Source organism: Streptomyces sp. NPDC046349, assembly GCF_055587885.1.
Genome location: NZ_JBVJFK010000008.1, coordinates 249,455 through 264,903 on the forward strand (window position 1 = coordinate 249,455; position 15,449 = coordinate 264,903).

A 15,449-nucleotide genomic window follows, 5' to 3' on the forward strand; every position below is an offset into this window, starting at 1 on the left:
TCCTCGAGGTGGTGGAAACCGGCCAGTTCAGCTCGGCGAAGTGGTCGACCGGAACCCCCGGGGAAGGCGCGCACCGGCGCGCTCCGGGGCGCCGGCCCCGCTTCCCGGTCTTCCCGTTCCGGCTGCCGGGAGCCCTTCACGCCGCTGCGCCGAGCTGCCCCGTACGGCCTCTTGATGTCGCTTCTGCCGCGACCCGGGTCGCGTGGCAGCCGCCGATGTCCGAGGTGCCGCCGTGGAGCTGTTCGAGGAGTTCCTCCGGCGGTTTTCCGCCGTTCCGGTCCCGGTGGCTGTCCGGGCCGATGAGCAGGATGTGGTGTCGCCCGAACTGGACTCCTCGGCTCCCTCCGGGGCCATGGAGCTGCCGGTCATCGCCGCCGCGCAGGCAGCGCGGCGGCGTGAATCCGGAGGTTCCTGAGCTCCCGGCGGGGATGTCGCCCCGCCCCGGCCGCCGCAAGTCCCCGCACGGGCGCAGCCCGTGCAGCGCCGAGCCGCCCGGAGGGACCCGCGACCGGAGCGAGTCACGCCGCCGATCCCCCAGTGGGGGCCCGGCGGGTCAGGAAGTCGCGGGTGGCTGCCGTCAGGGCCCAGGCCGGGAAGGCGAAGGCGGTCAGGCCGAGGCCCATGGGTGCGAGGGAGGTGAGGAAGTCCATCTGTGCGGCCCGATCGGCGTCGGGGCCGCTGACGCGGGCGGCCACCGGCGTCCGGGGCCGCTCGTCGAAGACGCCGTCGATCCTGATCCCGGCAAGGGTGAACGATCCGTCGGCGGCGGTGAAGGACCCCCGGCACGTCATCGTGCGGTCCCCCTCGGAATCCGGGTCCCCCCACACGCACCGCTCCGCGCTGAACCTGCCGTCCACCCCCGTCAGCTGGGTGATCAGGCGCGGTAGGGCCGCGTGGAACATCCAGATCCCGACGGCGAGCCCGATGGCGATCGGGACGGCGTGCACCCATCGCACACCGGAGTTTGTCCTGGTCATGTCCGGGACAGTACTGATCTCGAACGTGTGAACGCACGAGGGTTTCGGGGGTCGGGCCGACCTCCGCGCAACGCCCGGAGGTCGGGAATTGGCACTCCGCTTGACCGAGTGCTAATCGCCGGAATAGTCTCGCACCTGGCACTCGCCCCCGGTGAGTGCCAACACAGCGACAGGCAGGTCCGGCACCCGCGACGACGGATCGACCTGGTCGCCACCTCAGACAGTTAACCCCGGATCTCCGAAGGGGGAGGTCGGATCGTGACGACCGCCAGCTCCAAGGTTGCCATCAAGCCGCTTGAGGACCGCATCGTGGTCCAGCCGCTCGACGCCGAGCAGACCACGGCCTCCGGCCTGGTCATCCCGGACACCGCGAAGGAGAAGCCCCAGGAGGGCGTCGTCCTCGCGGTCGGCCCGGGTCGCTTCGAGGACGGCCAGCGTCTCCCGCTGGACGTCACCGTCGGCGACATCGTGCTGTACAGCAAGTACGGCGGCACCGAAGTGAAGTACAGCGGCGAGGAGTACCTCGTCCTCTCGGCTCGCGACGTGCTCGCGATCGTCGAGAAGTAATTTCGCTTCACAGCACTGCTTTGAGCTACGCCCCTGGTCACCCCGCTGATTGCCGGGCGGCGAGGGGCGTAGCTCGTTAAACCCGAGTTTTCGAGAGGGCTGAACCGCTCCCATGGCGAAGATCCTGAAGTTCGACGAGGACGCCCGTCGCGCCCTCGAGCGCGGCGTCAACAAGCTTGCCGACACGGTCAAGGTGACGATCGGCCCCAAGGGCCGCAACGTCGTCATCGACAAGAAGTTCGGCGCCCCCACCATCACCAACGACGGTGTCACCATCGCCCGCGAGGTCGAGCTGGACGACCCGTACGAGAACCTGGGCGCGCAGCTCGTGAAGGAGGTGGCGACCAAGACCAACGACATCGCGGGTGACGGCACCACCACCGCCACCGTGCTGGCCCAGGCGCTGGTCCGCGAGGGTCTGCGCAACGTCGCCGCGGGTGCTTCCCCGGCCGCCCTGAAGAAGGGCATCGACGCCGCGGTCAAGGCCGTTTCCGAGGACCTCCTCGCGACCGCCCGCCCGATCGAGGACAAGTCCGACATCGCCGCCGTGGCCGCGCTCTCCGCGCAGGACTCGCAGGTCGGCGAGCTCATCGCCGAGGCGATGGACAAGGTCGGCAAGGACGGTGTCATCACCGTCGAGGAGTCCAACACCTTCGGCCTGGAGCTGGAGTTCACCGAGGGCATGGCCTTCGACAAGGGCTACCTCTCCCCGTACATGGTCTCCGACCAGGAGCGTATGGAGGCCGTCCTCGACGACCCGTACATCCTGATCAACCAGGGCAAGATCTCCTCCATCCAGGACCTCCTGCCCCTGCTGGAGAAGGTCATCCAGGCGGGTGGCTCCAAGCCGCTGCTGATCATCGCCGAGGACGTCGAGGGTGAGGCGCTCTCCACCCTCGTCGTCAACAAGATCCGCGGCACCTTCAACGCGGTGGCCGTCAAGGCCCCGGGCTTCGGTGACCGTCGCAAGGCGATGCTGCAGGACATGGCCACCCTCACCGGTGCCACCGTCATCGCCGAGGAGGTCGGCCTCAAGCTCGACCAGGCCGGTCTGGACGTACTGGGCTCCGCCCGCCGCGTCACGATCTCCAAGGACGACACCACCATCGTCGACGGCGCGGGCAGCTCCGACGAGGTCCTCGGCCGCGTGAACCAGATCAAGGCCGAGATCGAGGCCACGGACTCGGACTGGGACCGCGAGAAGCTGCAGGAGCGCCTGGCGAAGCTCGCCGGCGGCGTCTGCGTCATCAAGGTCGGCGCCGCCACCGAGGTGGAGCTCAAGGAGAAGAAGCACCGTCTCGAGGACGCCATCTCCGCGACCCGCGCCGCGGTCGAGGAGGGCATCGTCTCCGGCGGTGGCTCCGCGCTCGTCCACGCCGTCAAGGTCCTGGACGGCAACCTCGGCCTGTCGGGCGACGAGGCCACCGGTGTCGCGGTCGTGCGCCGCGCCGCCGTCGAGCCGCTGCGCTGGATCGCCGAGAACGCGGGCCTCGAGGGCTACGTCATCACCTCGAAGGTCTCCGAGCTCGACAAGGGCCAGGGCTTCAACGCCGCCACCGGCGAGTACGGCGACCTGGTCAAGGCCGGCGTCATCGACCCGGTGAAGGTCACCCGCTCCGCGCTGGAGAACGCCGCCTCCATCGCCTCCCTGCTGCTCACGACCGAGACCCTGGTCGTCGAGAAGCCGGCGGAGGACGAGGGCGACGCCGGTCACGGCCACGGTCACGGCCACAGCCACTGATCGCGCTCCACGTCGAAGGCCCCGTTCCGCAGTCGCGGACGGGGCCTTCCCCGTGCGGGGGCTTCAGGTTCCGTAGGGCGATCCGGTCCCGCCCATCTCGCGTTGCAGGGCTCCGGGGTTGTAGTGCCACCAACCCTCGGTGATCTCCCCGTCCTGGCACCGGAAGGTCGTGGTCCCGGACATCTCGTAGGTCTTCCCGGTCGGTGCGACCCCCATGAACTCTCCCTTGTGGGTGCCGCGCCAGTTCCACACCGTCGTGACCATGTCGCCCTCGGCCACCTGGACCGTCGGCTCGAAGGACATGTCGAAGGCCGAGCGCCACCTCTCCATGTCGGAGCGCATGCTCTCGCGTCCGATGACGGTGGGCTCCTCCTTGCTGACGTCGTGGTCGATGTAGTTGGTCGCGAAGCACTCGTCGAGGACGCTCATGTCGCCGGCCATGGCGGCTTCCTGGAACACCCGGTTCACGAGCTGCTTGTTGAGGTGCTCGTCGCGGACCACGTCGAGGTTCATGAACTTCGGCATCCCCTCGCAGAGGGACACCATCTCCTGGAACATCCGGTCCGTCTCGGGGAGCTGAGAGTTCTTCATCGCCTCCTCGTACGAGGCGAATTCCACCATGTCCACGTAGTGGTTCCGGGCCTCGCGGTCCTGGCCGATCATCGTGTGCGTGGCCGTGCGCCTGCCGCTGCTCTGTTCCGCCCAGCGGTCGATGAGCGCGTTCATCTCATCGAACCGCGTGGTCTCATAATCGATCACCTGTACGAATGTCATCGCGTCGCCTCCCTCTGGAGATGGGACATGTCCAGTTTAGGGAGAGTTAGCCCTTTTGGCGGTCCGGGTGGGGGCCGCCGCGGAGGCTTACCGGCGGGTCACGAGCGCTACTGGGGCCCGTACTTGCGGCCCGTGCGCGAGGACACCCCGCCCAGCAGCCCGCGCGGCGTCAGTTTCACCACGCCCATCAGCGCCTTGTACCGCGGGTCCGGGACGGACACCGTCTTCCCGCGCGCCAGGTCGGCCAGCGCCGCCGCCACGAGCTTGTCGGCGTCCAGCCACATCCAGCCGGGGATGTTGTCCGTGCCCATGCCGGCGCGCTGGTGGAACTCCGTCCGCACGAAGCCGGGGCACAGCGCCATCAGCCGGACCCCCGACCCGGCCAAGTCCCGCGCCGCGCCCTGGGTGAACTGCACGACCCAGGCCTTGCTCGCCCCGTACGTGCCGCGGGGCACGAAAGCGGCCACCGAGGCCACGTTGATCACGCCGCCGCGGCCGCGCGAGCGCATCGACTCCGACGCCGCCGAGGTCAGCCGCAGCACCGCCTCCACGTGCACCTTCAGCATGGTCAGCTCGTCGGCCATGGAGACCTCGAGGTAGCGGCCCTTGTTGCCGAAGCCCGCGTTGTTGACCAGCAGGTCCACGGGGTGCGTACGGTCGCCGAGGCGTTTCTCGACCGACGCGATGCCCTCCTCGGTGGACAGGTCGGCGACCAGCACCTCGGCCTCGATGCCGTGCAGGTCGTGCAGCTCCGTGGCCTGCTCGCCGAGGCGCTTGCTGTCGCGCGCCACCAGCACGAGGTTGTGCCCCTGGGCGGCCAGCCGCCGGGCGAAGGCGGCGCCGATGCCCGCCGTGGATCCCGTAATCAACGCAGTCGTCATAGGCGCAACCTAGCCGCCCCGGACGACAGCGTTACCGCGCCCCGGCCCCGGTCCCGTACTTCGCCACGTACCGGCGCACGGTCTCGTGCGCCTCGGGCTCCATCGCCGCGCCCGCGGCCAGGGTGCGGGGCAGCAGCTCGCGCTCGGTGGTGAAGGCACGGAACCAGAGCTGCACCGTCACGTCGTGCTCCGGCCGGTGGATGATCTCGATGGGGTCGCCGGGCGAGACGGAACCCTCCTGGATCACCCGGAGGTACGCGCCCGGCCGGGCCTCCCGGGTGAACCGCCTGACCCACCCCGCCTCGCCCAGCGCCCCCTGGAAGGTGCGGCACGGGATGCGGGCCGAAGCCACTTCGAGGACGAGGTCGGCGCCGACCCGCCAGCGGTCGCCGAGCCGTGCGGTGTTCAGGTCGATGCCCGAGGTGGTGAAGTTCTCGCCGAAGAGCCCGCCGGGCATGTCACGGCCCAGCTCTCGCTCCCACAGGTCCAGGTCCTCGCGGGCGTACGCGTACACGGCCTGGTGGTCGCCGCCGTGATGGCGACGGTTGCAGATGGCGTCGCCCTCCAGGCCGCTGCCGAGGCCGGTGGCCTTGTCGCCGGGGGCGAAGACGCGGACCGGGCCGGGGACCGGGCGCTTGCCGATGCCCGTGACCCCGCTCTCCGCGTCGGTGTGCTCGGAAGGCGTGGCGGTGCCGAGATTCACGGAGATCAGATGCATGGGACCCATGGGCCCAGGCTAACCGCGCGGTCCCAAAGCGTCACGAGGGTAGTCGGGCGCCGGTCAAAGAGGGCCTTATGCTCGAAGGGTGATCGAGGCACGTCATCTCCGGGTACTGCGCGCCGTCGCCGGGACCGGGTCCTTCTCCGCCGCCGCGCGCGAACTCGGCTGCACCCAGCCCGCCGTCTCCCAGCAGATGAAGGCGCTGGAACAGTCGGCCGGCACCCCGCTGCTCATCCGCACCGGCCGCGAGATGCGGCTGACCCAGGCGGGCGAGGCCCTGGTCCGGCACGCCGCCGGGATCCTGGCCGGCCTGACGGCCGCCGAGGAGGAGGTCGCGGCCATCGCCGGGCTGCGCGCGGGCCGCGTACGGCTGGTGTCCTTCCCCAGCGGCAGCTCCACCCTGGTGCCGACCGCACTCGCGGCCATGCGCGCCGAGCACCCCGGTACCCGTATCTCACTGGTCGAGGCCGAGCCGCCGCGGTCCGTCGAGATGCTGCGCGAGGGTGACTGCGACCTGGCGCTGGCCTTCCGCTACGGCGGGGCCGCCGGGTCCGCGGCCGAGTGGGAGGACCTCGTGGTGCGGCCGCTGCTGACCGACCGGCTCGTGGGGCTGGTCCCCGAGGGGCACGCGCTGGCCGGGGCGGAGCGCGTGGGCATGGCGGAACTGGCCGGCGAGCCCTGGATCGCGGGCTGCCCGCGCTGCCGCCGCCACCTGGTGGAGGTGTGCGAGGACGCGGGCTTCACCCCGCGCATCGACTTCGCCACCGACGACTACCCCGCGGTGGTCGGTCTGGTCGGCGCGGGGCTGGGCGTGGCGGTCCTGCCGGAGCTCGCGGTGGAGTCCGTACGGGCCAAGGGTGTCAGCACGCTCGTCGTGGAGCCGGCCGTCGAGCGGGAGGTCGTGGCGTTGACCCTGCCCGACCTGGCCCGGGTGCCGGCCGTGGCCGCGACCCTGGCCGAGCTGGAGCGCGCGGCCGCGCGCTGACCGTGCGCCGGGCAGGGCGCCGACCGTACGCGCGGCCGCCGTCCCGGCCGTACGCGCGGCGCGCGCGTACGGCCGAACGCGTGAATCCAGGGCCGGGCGGCGACACGCCCGGCGTGCAGGTGGTGCGGAGGAAACGTTCCTTCCGTCGTTTCGTCGGCTCTCAGTGCGGCGCGATCGGTCCGATCGCACTCGACGCGGGGATCAGTCGGTGCCGGGCGCGGCCCATCAGTTCCTCGCGCTCGTCCTCGGTGAGGCCGCCCCACACCCCGTAGGGCTCACGGACGGCGAGTGCGTGCGCGGCGCATTCCGAACGAACCGGGCATCGCATGCAGACCTCTTTAGCCGAGGCCTCACGCGCGCTCCTGGCCGCGCCCCGCTCGCCCTCCGGGTGGAAGAAGAGGGAGCTGTCGACCCCGCGGCAGGCGGCTAGCAGCTGCCAGTCCCAGAGGTCGGCATTCGGTCCGGGGAGGCGGGAGAAATCTGCCATTGGTAGTCCTCTTGGTGCCGGTACTGAGGCGGATACGGTCCATGTCTCCAAGGGTCTCCACACCTACTGTCGGAGTAGATGTAAATATGACTCATTGGGAATCTAGCCTCAGACACGTGCCAAACGGAAGGAAAGCCGCCAAATAGGGCATAGCTCCAGATGGAGGACAGGTGGCTTGCGCCTCCGCCGCGGTGTTCGCTTCCTCACGTAGAGTGCCGAAGGTGTCCGTCCGACCCGTAACTCTTTCGAGTGACCATCGTTGAGAGTGCGAAGGCGGTTGAACCGACAAGTTCTCGGACAGGTGTCCGGGAGCATCGACCGCACAGGTGACGATACGTACCAGCCTGGAGGCTCAAGGTGACGCGCATCAGCAGCTGCGGAGGGCGGTCATGACTTCCGTCCTCGTCTGCGACGACTCCCCGCTTGCCCGAGAGGCGCTCCGTCGCGCGGTTGCCACCGTGCCCGGCGTCGAGCGTGTGACGACGGCTGCCAACGGCGAGGAAGTCCTCCGCCGCTGGGGTGCCGACCGCTCCGACCTGATCCTGATGGATGTACGGATGCCCGGGCTCGGCGGTGTGGAGACGGTCCGCCGCCTCCTCTCGGCCGACCCCGGCGCCCGCATCATCATGCTGACGGTCGCCGAGGACCTGGACGGCGTGGCCCTCGCGGTCGCCGCCGGCGCCCGCGGCTACCTGCACAAGGACGCTTCGCGCGCCGAACTGCGGGCCACGGTCACCCAGGCCCTCGCCGACCCGACCTGGCGACTGGCCCCGCGCCGGCTCCGCTCCGCCGAGATGGGCGCCGCGCCCACCCTCACCGCGCGCGAGATCCAGGTGCTGGAGGGCATGAGCCACGGCCGGTCCAACGCGGAGATCGGCCGCGAGCTCTTCCTCTCCGAGGACACGGTCAAGACGCACGCCCGCCGGCTGTTCAAGAAGCTCGGCGCCTCGGACCGCGCACACGCCGTGGCGCTCGGCTTCCGCTGGGGTCTCGTCCGCTGACCCGGCAGCGGCCGGGCCCGGCCCGGTCCGCCGCAGACCGCGGATCGTCGAGAGCGGTCCCGTCCGCCACCGGTGGACGGGGCGGCGCGCCGCTCTTGCCGTCGCACGGCGCCTCCCGGCGCCTCTTCTCGTCGCGGTAGCCCCGTCCCGCCGTACCCGGTGCGCACCCGGGGGTTGGCGGGGCACAATCCGGGGGACGTCTCGCTTCGTGCGCGATGCCGCATCCTTGAGGGTGTGGAGTCTCTCGGGGACTATTCGGCCGAGCGGGAGGGGAGGGCGCAGATGAAGAGTTCCGGCGCACCCGCTCATAACGCTTCGACGCACAACAAGGACCACGGTGCCGCGGATGCTCCGGCGTCAAGGCACCATGGACTGATGCGCGACGACGATGCCCTGGGGTCCCCCGCGGCCACAGGCCCCACCGGCGCCGCCGGCGGCGGCAGTGCCGGAGGCGTCAGCGCGCTGGTACGCCGGGCGGTGGAGGGTGACGAGCAGGCCACACACGACCTGCTCGCCTTCGTGCACCCCCTGGCGATCCGCTACTGCCGCACCCGGCTGTCCCGGCTTCCGGGTGACGCCCGCCACTTCGTGGAAGACCTGGCGCAGGAGGTCTGCGTCGCCGTCCTGATGGCGCTGCCGCGCTACCGGGACACCGGTCGGCCCTTCGAGGCCTTCGTCTTCGCCATCGCCGCGCACAAGGTCGCCGACCTGCAGCGGGCCGCCATGAGGCACCCGGGCAGCACGGCGGTGCCGTCGGACGAGATGCCCGAGCGGCCGGACGACTCGCTGGGCCCCGAGGAGCGCGCGCTGCTCAGCAGCGACGCCGCCTGGGCCAAGAAGCTGCTGGCGAACCTTCCGGAGAACCAGCGTGAACTCCTCGTACTGCGGGTGGCCGTCGGGCTGACCGCGGAGGAGACCGGCCAGATGCTCGGGATGTCCCCCGGAGCCGTGCGCGTGGCCCAACACCGGGCCCTCAGCCGACTCCGCGCGCTCGCCGAGCAGTAGGCATACCCGTAGGAACCTACGAAACTTCCGGTTGACCTTGGTCGTGGAATGAGACGCGTCGGGATCCCGTTAGCATGGACATCCGCGCTGAGCAAGACCATTTGGGAAGGTGTCATGACTGCCGACGGAGTGCCCGACAAATTCGCCACGCTCGGACTGACCTACGACGACGTGCTGCTGCTGCCGGGCGCGTCGGACATGGCGCCGAACGACATCGACACCTCCTCCCTCATCTCCCGCAACGTGCGCGTGAACATCCCGCTGCTGTCCGCCGCCATGGACAAGGTCACCGAGGCCCGCATGGCCATCGCGATGGCCCGCCAGGGCGGCGTCGGCGTACTGCACCGCAACCTCTCCATCGCGGACCAGGCCAACCAGGTCGACCTCGTCAAGCGCTCCGAGTCCGGCATGGTCACGGACCCGATCACGGTGCACCCGGACGCGACCCTGCGCGAGGCCGACGAACTCTGCGCGAAGTTCCGCATCTCCGGCGTCCCGGTCACCGACCCCGCCGGCAAGCTCCTCGGCATCGTCACCAACCGCGACATGGCCTTCGAGTCCGACCGCAGCCGCCAGGTGCGCGAGGTCATGACCCCGATGCCGCTGGTCACGGGCAAGGTCGGCATCTCCGGCGTGGACGCCATGGAGCTGCTGCGCCGCCACAAGATCGAGAAGCTGCCGCTGGTCGACGACGCGGGCATCCTCAAGGGCCTCATCACGGTCAAGGACTTCGTCAAGGCCGAGAAGTACCCGAACGCCGCCAAGGACAAGGACGGCCGCCTCCTGGTCGGCGCCGCCGTCGGCGTCGCCGGGGACGCCTACGAGCGCGCCCAGGCCCTGATCGAGGCGGGCGCCGACTTCATCGTCGTCGACACCGCCCACGGCCACTCCCGCCTGGTCGGCGACATGGTCTCCAAGATCAAGTCGAACTCCACGGTCGACGTCATCGGCGGCAACGTCGCAACCCGCGACGGCGCCCAGGCGCTCATCGACGCCGGCTGCGACGGCATCAAGGTCGGCGTCGGACCCGGCTCCATCTGCACCACCCGCGTCGTCGCCGGCATCGGCGTCCCGCAGGTCACCGCGATCTACGAGGCTGCGCTCGCCGCGAAGGCGGCCGGCGTCCCGGTCATCGGCGACGGCGGCCTGCAGTACTCCGGCGACATCGCGAAAGCCCTGGTCGCGGGCGCCGACACGGTGATGCTCGGCTCGCTGCTCGCGGGCTGCGAGGAGTCCCCGGGCGAGCTGCTCTTCATCAACGGCAAGCAGTTCAAGTCCTACCGCGGCATGGGCTCGCTCGGCGCGATGCAGTCCCGCGGCGACCAGCGCTCCTTCTCCAAGGACCGCTACTTCCAGGAGGGCGTGGGCGGCGACGACAAGCTCATCCCCGAGGGCATCGAGGGCCAGGTGCCCTACCGCGGCCCGCTCTCCGCGGTCGTCCACCAGCTCGTCGGCGGCCTGCGCCAGTCGATGTTCTACGTGGGCGGGCGTACCGTGCCGGAGCTCCAGGAGAACGGCCGCTTCGTGCGCATCACCTCGGCGGGCCTCAAGGAGAGCCACCCGCACGACATCCAGATGACCGTCGAGGCCCCGAACTACAGCCGCAAGGGCTGAGCAGGCGCAAGCGCGGAGGGGCGGACCCGGGTCACCGGGTCCGCCCCTCTCGCATGGCGTCCGTACAGCGGTCACCGGAACGCGGCCCGCCGGGGTTCGGGGATACTGGACGGGCAGACCCAGAGGAAAGGCCACCACACGTGACTGAGATCGAGATCGGGCGCGGCAAGCGCGGCCGCAGGGCGTACGCGTTCGACGACATCGCCATCGTCCCGAGCCGGCGTACCCGGGACCCGAAGGAGGTCTCGATCGCCTGGCAGATCGACGCGTACCGCTTCGAGCTCCCCTTCCTGGCCGCCCCCATGGACTCGGTCGTCTCCCCGCAGACCGCGATCCGCATCGGTGAGCTCGGCGGCCTCGGCGTGCTGAACCTCGAAGGCCTGTGGACCCGCTACGAGGACCCGCAGCCGCTGCTCGACGAGATCACGGAGCTGGACGAGGAGTCGGCCACCCGCCGCCTCCAGGAGATCTACTCCGCGCCGATCCAGGCCGACCTGATCCGGCAGCGCATCAAGGAGGTGCGCGACTCCGGCGTCGTCACCGCCGCCGCGCTCTCCCCGCAGCGCACCGCCGAGTTCTCCAAGGCCGTCGTCGACGCGGGCGTGGACATCTTCGTCATCCGCGGCACGACCGTCTCCGCCGAGCACGTCTCCGGCGCTGCCGAGCCGCTGAACCTCAAGCAGTTCATCTACGAGCTCGACGTCCCGGTCATCGTCGGCGGCTGCGCCACCTACACCGCGGCCCTGCACCTGATGCGCACCGGCGCAGCGGGCGTGCTGGTCGGCTTCGGCGGCGGCGCCGCGCACACCACGCGCAACGTGCTCGGCATCCAGGTCCCGATGGCGACCGCCGTCGCGGACGTGGCAGCGGCCCGCCGCGACTACATGGACGAGTCCGGCGGCCGCTACGTGCACGTCATCGCCGATGGCGGCGTGGGCTGGTCGGGCGACATCCCGAAGGCCGTGGCCTGCGGCGCCGACGCCGTGATGATGGGCTCCCCGCTGGCCCGTGCCACGGACGCGCCCGGCAAGGGCAACCACTGGGGCATGGAGGCCGTCCACGAGGACGTGCCGCGCGGCAAGAAGGTCGACCTCGGCACCGTCGGCACCACCGAGGAGATCCTCACCGGTCCCTCGCACAGCCCGGACGGCTCGATGAACATCTTCGGCGCGCTGCGCCGTTCGATGGCCACCACCGGCTACAGCGAGCTCAAGGAGTTCCAGCGGGTCGAGGTCACGGTCGCGGACTCCCAGCACCGCCGCTGACCCACCGCCGCACGAGCGAACACCGGAGGGCGGGCCCCCTGCACGGGGTGCCCGCCCTCCGGTGTCTGTCACAGCACGAGGGCAGCGTCACGGCGTGTTCGGCCTGGGCGGGCTCGTGCCGGTCCGGACAGGGCAGCGGGTCGCCGTGGACGAGCGGCCGGGGGTGCAACACCGTGTGCGGAATGCCGCACACGGTCGGGGTGGCACCAGTGGGCCGCGGCGGTGCTTCAGAGGCGGTGGGCCGCGCCCACCGGGCTGGCGCCCCGGGTGTCCAGGAGCAGCTGGGCCTTCACCGCCAGGGCCTGCATGTCGTAGGTGCGGTGGTGCTGGAGCAGGATCGTCAGGTCGGCGTTGGCCGCGGCCTCGTACAGGGACTCCGCGCGGGGGACCGGCTGGTCCCTGACCCGCCAGCCCGTGATGTACGGGTCGTGGTAGCTGATCAGCGCGCCGAGGTCGATGAGGCGGCTGGCGATCTCGCCGGCCGGGGAGCCCTCCTGGTCGGCGAGGTCGGGCTTGTACGTGACCCCGAGCAGCAGGACGCGCGCCCCGCGGGCGGACTTGCCGTGCTCGTTCAGAAGGGTGGCCGAGCGCTGGATGACGTACTGCGGCATCCGGTCGTTGATCTCCTGCGCCAGGCCGACCATGCGCAGCGGGTGTCCGGGGGTGCGGGTGGTGTGGGGGAGGTAGTTCGGGTCGAGGGGGACGCCGTGGCCGCCGACGCCGGGTCCGGGGCGGAAGGCCTGGTACCCGTACGGCTTGGTCTCGGCGCAGCGGATGACGTCCCACAGGTCGACGCCGAGGTCGTGGCAGAGCACGGCCATCTCGTTCATCAGGGCGATGTTGACGTGGCGGTAGTTGGTTTCGAGGAGCTGCACGGTCTCGGCCTCTCGCAGGCCGCGGGCGCGGACCACCTTCTCGGTGAGGCGGGCGTAGAAGGCGTGCGCGGACTCGGTGCAGGCGGGGGTGAGGCCGCCGATCACCTTGGGGGTGTTGGAGATGCCGTGGGTCCGGTTGCCGGGGTCGAGGCGGCTGGGGGAGTAGGCCAGGTGGAAGTCCCGGCCGGCGCGGAGTCCGGATCCCTCCTCCAGGATCGGCCGCAGGTAGTCCTCGGTGACGCCGGGGTGTACGGCGGATTCGAGGATCACCGTGGTGTGCGGGCGCAGCCGCGCGGCGAGGGCGCGGCCCGCGCCGCCCACGGCGGACAGGTCCAGCGCGCGGTCCGCGCCGAGCCGGGTGGGGGCGCAGATGACGGCCGTGCGGACCCGGCCGAGCTCGGCGGGGTTGGTGGTGACCCGGAAGCCGGCCGCCGACATGCGGCGGATCTCGGCAGCGGAGAGAGTGGAGTCCGTGGCCGGACCGCTGTCGTAGCCGACCGTCTCGATTCCGGCGGCGACGGCCGCCTGGGCGAGCGGCAGGCCGAGGTGGCCGAGTCCGATGACGGCGAGGTCTGCGGGCATGGGGATGCCGTCCCTTCCCTGGCGTGAGGGGGTGCCGCGCAAGTCCTCCCGAGGGCAGGGGAGCTGGCGCAATGTCAGACTAGGCTTATATATGACAGATATGTCGCATTGCGCGGTGAACGCCGCCGTTGTGTTGTCCACAGGCGGTGGCCGATGTGGGTGCGGGACGTCAGAATCGTGAAACGGGGGCATGTGAGCGGGATCTCACCCGCACCAACGGGAGGCAGCCGTGAGGACAGCGACACTGGGGCCGGCGCAGCGAGCCGCGGCCTTCACCCGGATGGCCGAACGGGAACTGGACGTGCTGGTCGTGGGCGCGGGCGTGGTCGGCGCCGGCACCGCGCTCGACGCGGTGACGAGGGGCCTGTCCACCGGTCTGGTGGAGGCCCGGGACTGGGCCTCGGGCACCTCCAGCCGGTCGAGCAAGCTCATCCACGGCGGTCTGCGCTATCTGGAGATGCTCGACTTCGCCCTCGTGCGGGAGGCGCTGAAGGAGCGCGGTCTGCTGCTGGAGCGCCTCGCCCCGCACCTGGTGAAGCCCGTGCCCTTCCTGTACCCCTTGCAGCGCAAGGGCTGGGAGCGGCTCTACGCCGGCGCGGGCGTCGCGATGTACGACGCGATGTCAATCTCCAGCGGACACGGCCGGGGCCTTCCGGTGCACCGGCACCTCTCACGCTCCCGGGCCCTGCGGGTGGCGCCGGCGCTGCGCAAGGACGCCCTGGTGGGAGCCCTCCAGTACTACGACGCCCAGATGGACGACGCGCGGTACGTCACCACGCTCGTGCGGACGGCCGCCGCGTACGGTGCGCACTGCGCCAACCGGGCGAGGGTCGTCGGATTCCTGCGCGAGGGTGAACGGGTGGTCGGGGCGCGCGTGCAGGACGTGGAGGGCGGTGTCGCGTACGAGATCCGCGCGAAGCAGGTCGTGAACGCCACGGGGGTGTGGACGGACGACACCCAGGCGCTGATCGGGGAGCGCGGGCAGTTCCACGTGCGGGCCTCGAAGGGCATCCACCTGGTCGTGCCGAAGGACCGCATCCATTCGACCACCGGGCTGATCCTGCGGACCGAGAGGTCGGTGCTGTTCGTCATCCCGTGGGGGCGGCACTGGATCGTGGGGACCACCGACACCGACTGGGACCTGGACAAGGCACACCCGGCGGCGTCGAGCGCTGACATCGACTATCTGCTGGAACACGTGAACGCGGTGCTGTCGGTGCCGCTGACGCGCGACGACGTCCAAGGCGTGTACGCGGGCCTGCGGCCGCTGCTGGCCGGTGAGTCGGACGCGACGAGCAAGCTGTCGCGCGAGCACACGGTGGCGCATCCGGTGCCGGGGCTGGTGGTGGTCGCAGGCGGCAAGTACACGACGTACCGGGTCATGGCGAAGGACGCGGTGGACGAGGCGGTGCACGGGCTGGACCAGCGGGTGGCGCCGTGCGTGACGGAGGACGTGCCGCTGGTGGGGGCCGAGGGGTACCGGGCCCTGTGGAACGGCCGGGCGAGGATCGCGGACCGGACGGGTCTTCATGTGGTGCGGGTGGAGCACCTGTTGAACCGGTACGGGTCGCTGACGGAGGAGCTGCTCGACCTCGTCGTCGCCGATCCGGAACTGGGCAAGGCGCTGACCGGCGCCGACGACTACCTGCGGGCGGAAATCGTGTACGCCGCCTCGCACGAGGGGGCGCGGCACCTGGACGACGTGCTGACGCGGCGGACGCGGATCTCCATCGAGACCTTCGACCGGGGGACGCGGTCGGCACGGGAGTGCGCGGAATTGATGGCGCCCGTGCTGGGATGGGACAAGCAGCAGATCGAGAAGGAAGTGGAGCACTACGAGAAGAGGGTCCAGGCGGAGCGGGAATCGCAGCGACAGCCGGACGACCAGACGGCGGACGCGGCACGGCTGGGGGCGCCCGACATCGTTCCGTTGTAACTCCGGGATGCGGAAGGCGGAACCGCAGACCCGGGGGG

At 70.8% G+C, this 15,449-nt stretch carries 15 protein-coding genes; 9 read left to right on the forward strand and 6 right to left on the reverse strand.

All coding sequences use genetic code 11. The features are described 5' to 3' along the window. Positions 1-232 precede the first annotated feature (232 nt). Positions 233-415 carry a hypothetical protein gene (locus ACZ6JS_RS20670; protein WP_469299712.1) on the forward strand — a complete coding sequence of 61 codons (183 nt, stop codon included), beginning with the start codon at positions 233-235 and terminating at the stop codon, positions 413-415. Positions 416-518: 103 nt separating this feature from the next. Here ACZ6JS_RS20670 and ACZ6JS_RS20675 read toward each other — a convergent pair whose 3' ends face one another. After that, positions 519-977 carry a hypothetical protein gene (locus ACZ6JS_RS20675; RefSeq protein WP_469299714.1) on the reverse strand — a complete coding sequence of 153 codons (459 nt, stop codon included), beginning with the start codon at positions 975-977 and terminating at the stop codon, positions 519-521. A gap of 258 nt (positions 978-1,235) precedes the next feature. On the opposite strand from ACZ6JS_RS20675, the gene groES reads away from it, so the two are divergent. Both groES and groL read left to right on the forward strand, forming a co-directional pair. Continuing rightward, positions 1,236-1,544 carry a co-chaperone GroES gene (groES, locus tag ACZ6JS_RS20680; RefSeq protein WP_030011064.1) on the forward strand — a complete coding sequence of 103 codons (309 nt, stop codon included), beginning with the start codon at positions 1,236-1,238 and terminating at the stop codon, positions 1,542-1,544. 112 nt (positions 1,545-1,656) lie between these two features. Continuing rightward, positions 1,657-3,285, forward strand: coding sequence for a chaperonin GroEL (gene groL / locus ACZ6JS_RS20685; RefSeq protein ID WP_030851491.1), 1,629 nt, complete (start codon positions 1,657-1,659; stop codon positions 3,283-3,285). Positions 3,286-3,348: 63 nt separating this feature from the next. On the opposite strand, the gene ACZ6JS_RS20690 is transcribed toward groL, so the two are convergent. From ACZ6JS_RS20690 to ACZ6JS_RS20700, 3 genes are all read right to left on the reverse strand, one after another. Continuing rightward, on the reverse strand, positions 3,349-4,059 hold the full coding sequence (locus ACZ6JS_RS20690; protein WP_469299716.1) for an ester cyclase: 711 nt from the start codon (positions 4,057-4,059) through the stop codon (positions 3,349-3,351). A 107-nt stretch (positions 4,060-4,166) separates the two neighbouring features. Further along, the gene (locus ACZ6JS_RS20695) at positions 4,167-4,940 is read right to left on the reverse strand and encodes an SDR family NAD(P)-dependent oxidoreductase (RefSeq protein ID WP_469299717.1); all 774 of its coding nucleotides are present in this window, start codon (positions 4,938-4,940) and stop codon (positions 4,167-4,169) included. Between the two features lie 31 nt (positions 4,941-4,971). Continuing rightward, positions 4,972-5,658 (reverse strand): MOSC domain-containing protein, encoded by a 687-nt coding sequence (locus ACZ6JS_RS20700; protein WP_469299925.1) that lies wholly within the window; start codon positions 5,656-5,658, stop codon positions 4,972-4,974. Positions 5,659-5,746: 88 nt separating this feature from the next. Here ACZ6JS_RS20700 and ACZ6JS_RS20705 point away from each other — a divergent pair, with 88 nt between their 5' ends. Next, positions 5,747-6,646 carry a LysR family transcriptional regulator gene (locus ACZ6JS_RS20705; protein WP_046779224.1) on the forward strand — a complete coding sequence of 300 codons (900 nt, stop codon included), beginning with the start codon at positions 5,747-5,749 and terminating at the stop codon, positions 6,644-6,646. Positions 6,647-6,806: 160 nt separating this feature from the next. Here ACZ6JS_RS20705 and ACZ6JS_RS20710 read toward each other — a convergent pair whose 3' ends face one another. Next, positions 6,807-7,133 (reverse strand): WhiB family transcriptional regulator, encoded by a 327-nt coding sequence (locus tag ACZ6JS_RS20710; protein ID WP_030027725.1) that lies wholly within the window; start codon positions 7,131-7,133, stop codon positions 6,807-6,809. 389 nt (positions 7,134-7,522) lie between these two features. Here ACZ6JS_RS20710 and ACZ6JS_RS20715 point away from each other — a divergent pair, with 389 nt between their 5' ends. The 4 genes from ACZ6JS_RS20715 to ACZ6JS_RS20730 all read left to right on the forward strand — a co-directional run bounded on the left by ACZ6JS_RS20715 (position 7,523) and on the right by ACZ6JS_RS20730 (position 12,018). Beyond that, positions 7,523-8,134, forward strand: coding sequence for a response regulator transcription factor (locus ACZ6JS_RS20715; RefSeq protein ID WP_003948568.1), 612 nt, complete (start codon positions 7,523-7,525; stop codon positions 8,132-8,134). A gap of 375 nt (positions 8,135-8,509) precedes the next feature. Further along, positions 8,510-9,139 (forward strand): sigma-70 family RNA polymerase sigma factor, encoded by a 630-nt coding sequence (locus tag ACZ6JS_RS20720; protein ID WP_469299719.1) that lies wholly within the window; start codon positions 8,510-8,512, stop codon positions 9,137-9,139. A 114-nt stretch (positions 9,140-9,253) separates the two neighbouring features. Further along, entirely contained in the window at positions 9,254-10,753 is a 1,500-nt protein-coding gene (guaB, locus tag ACZ6JS_RS20725; RefSeq protein ID WP_469299720.1) for an IMP dehydrogenase, read from the forward strand. Positions 10,754-10,893: 140 nt separating this feature from the next. Then, a complete protein-coding gene (locus ACZ6JS_RS20730; RefSeq protein ID WP_030851473.1) occupies positions 10,894-12,018 on the forward strand; it encodes a GuaB3 family IMP dehydrogenase-related protein in 1,125 nt (374 codons plus the stop codon). 227 nt (positions 12,019-12,245) lie between these two features. Here the strand turns inward: ACZ6JS_RS20730 and ACZ6JS_RS20735 are convergent, their stop codons facing one another. Continuing rightward, positions 12,246-13,475 carry a nucleotide sugar dehydrogenase gene (locus tag ACZ6JS_RS20735; RefSeq protein WP_469299722.1) on the reverse strand — a complete coding sequence of 410 codons (1,230 nt, stop codon included), beginning with the start codon at positions 13,473-13,475 and terminating at the stop codon, positions 12,246-12,248. A 229-nt stretch (positions 13,476-13,704) separates the two neighbouring features. Here ACZ6JS_RS20735 and ACZ6JS_RS20740 point away from each other — a divergent pair, with 229 nt between their 5' ends. Beyond that, complete coding sequence (locus ACZ6JS_RS20740; RefSeq protein ID WP_469299723.1) at positions 13,705-15,411, forward strand: glycerol-3-phosphate dehydrogenase/oxidase; 1,707 nt, start codon at positions 13,705-13,707, stop codon at positions 15,409-15,411. The last annotated feature ends 38 nt before the right edge of the window (positions 15,412-15,449 follow it).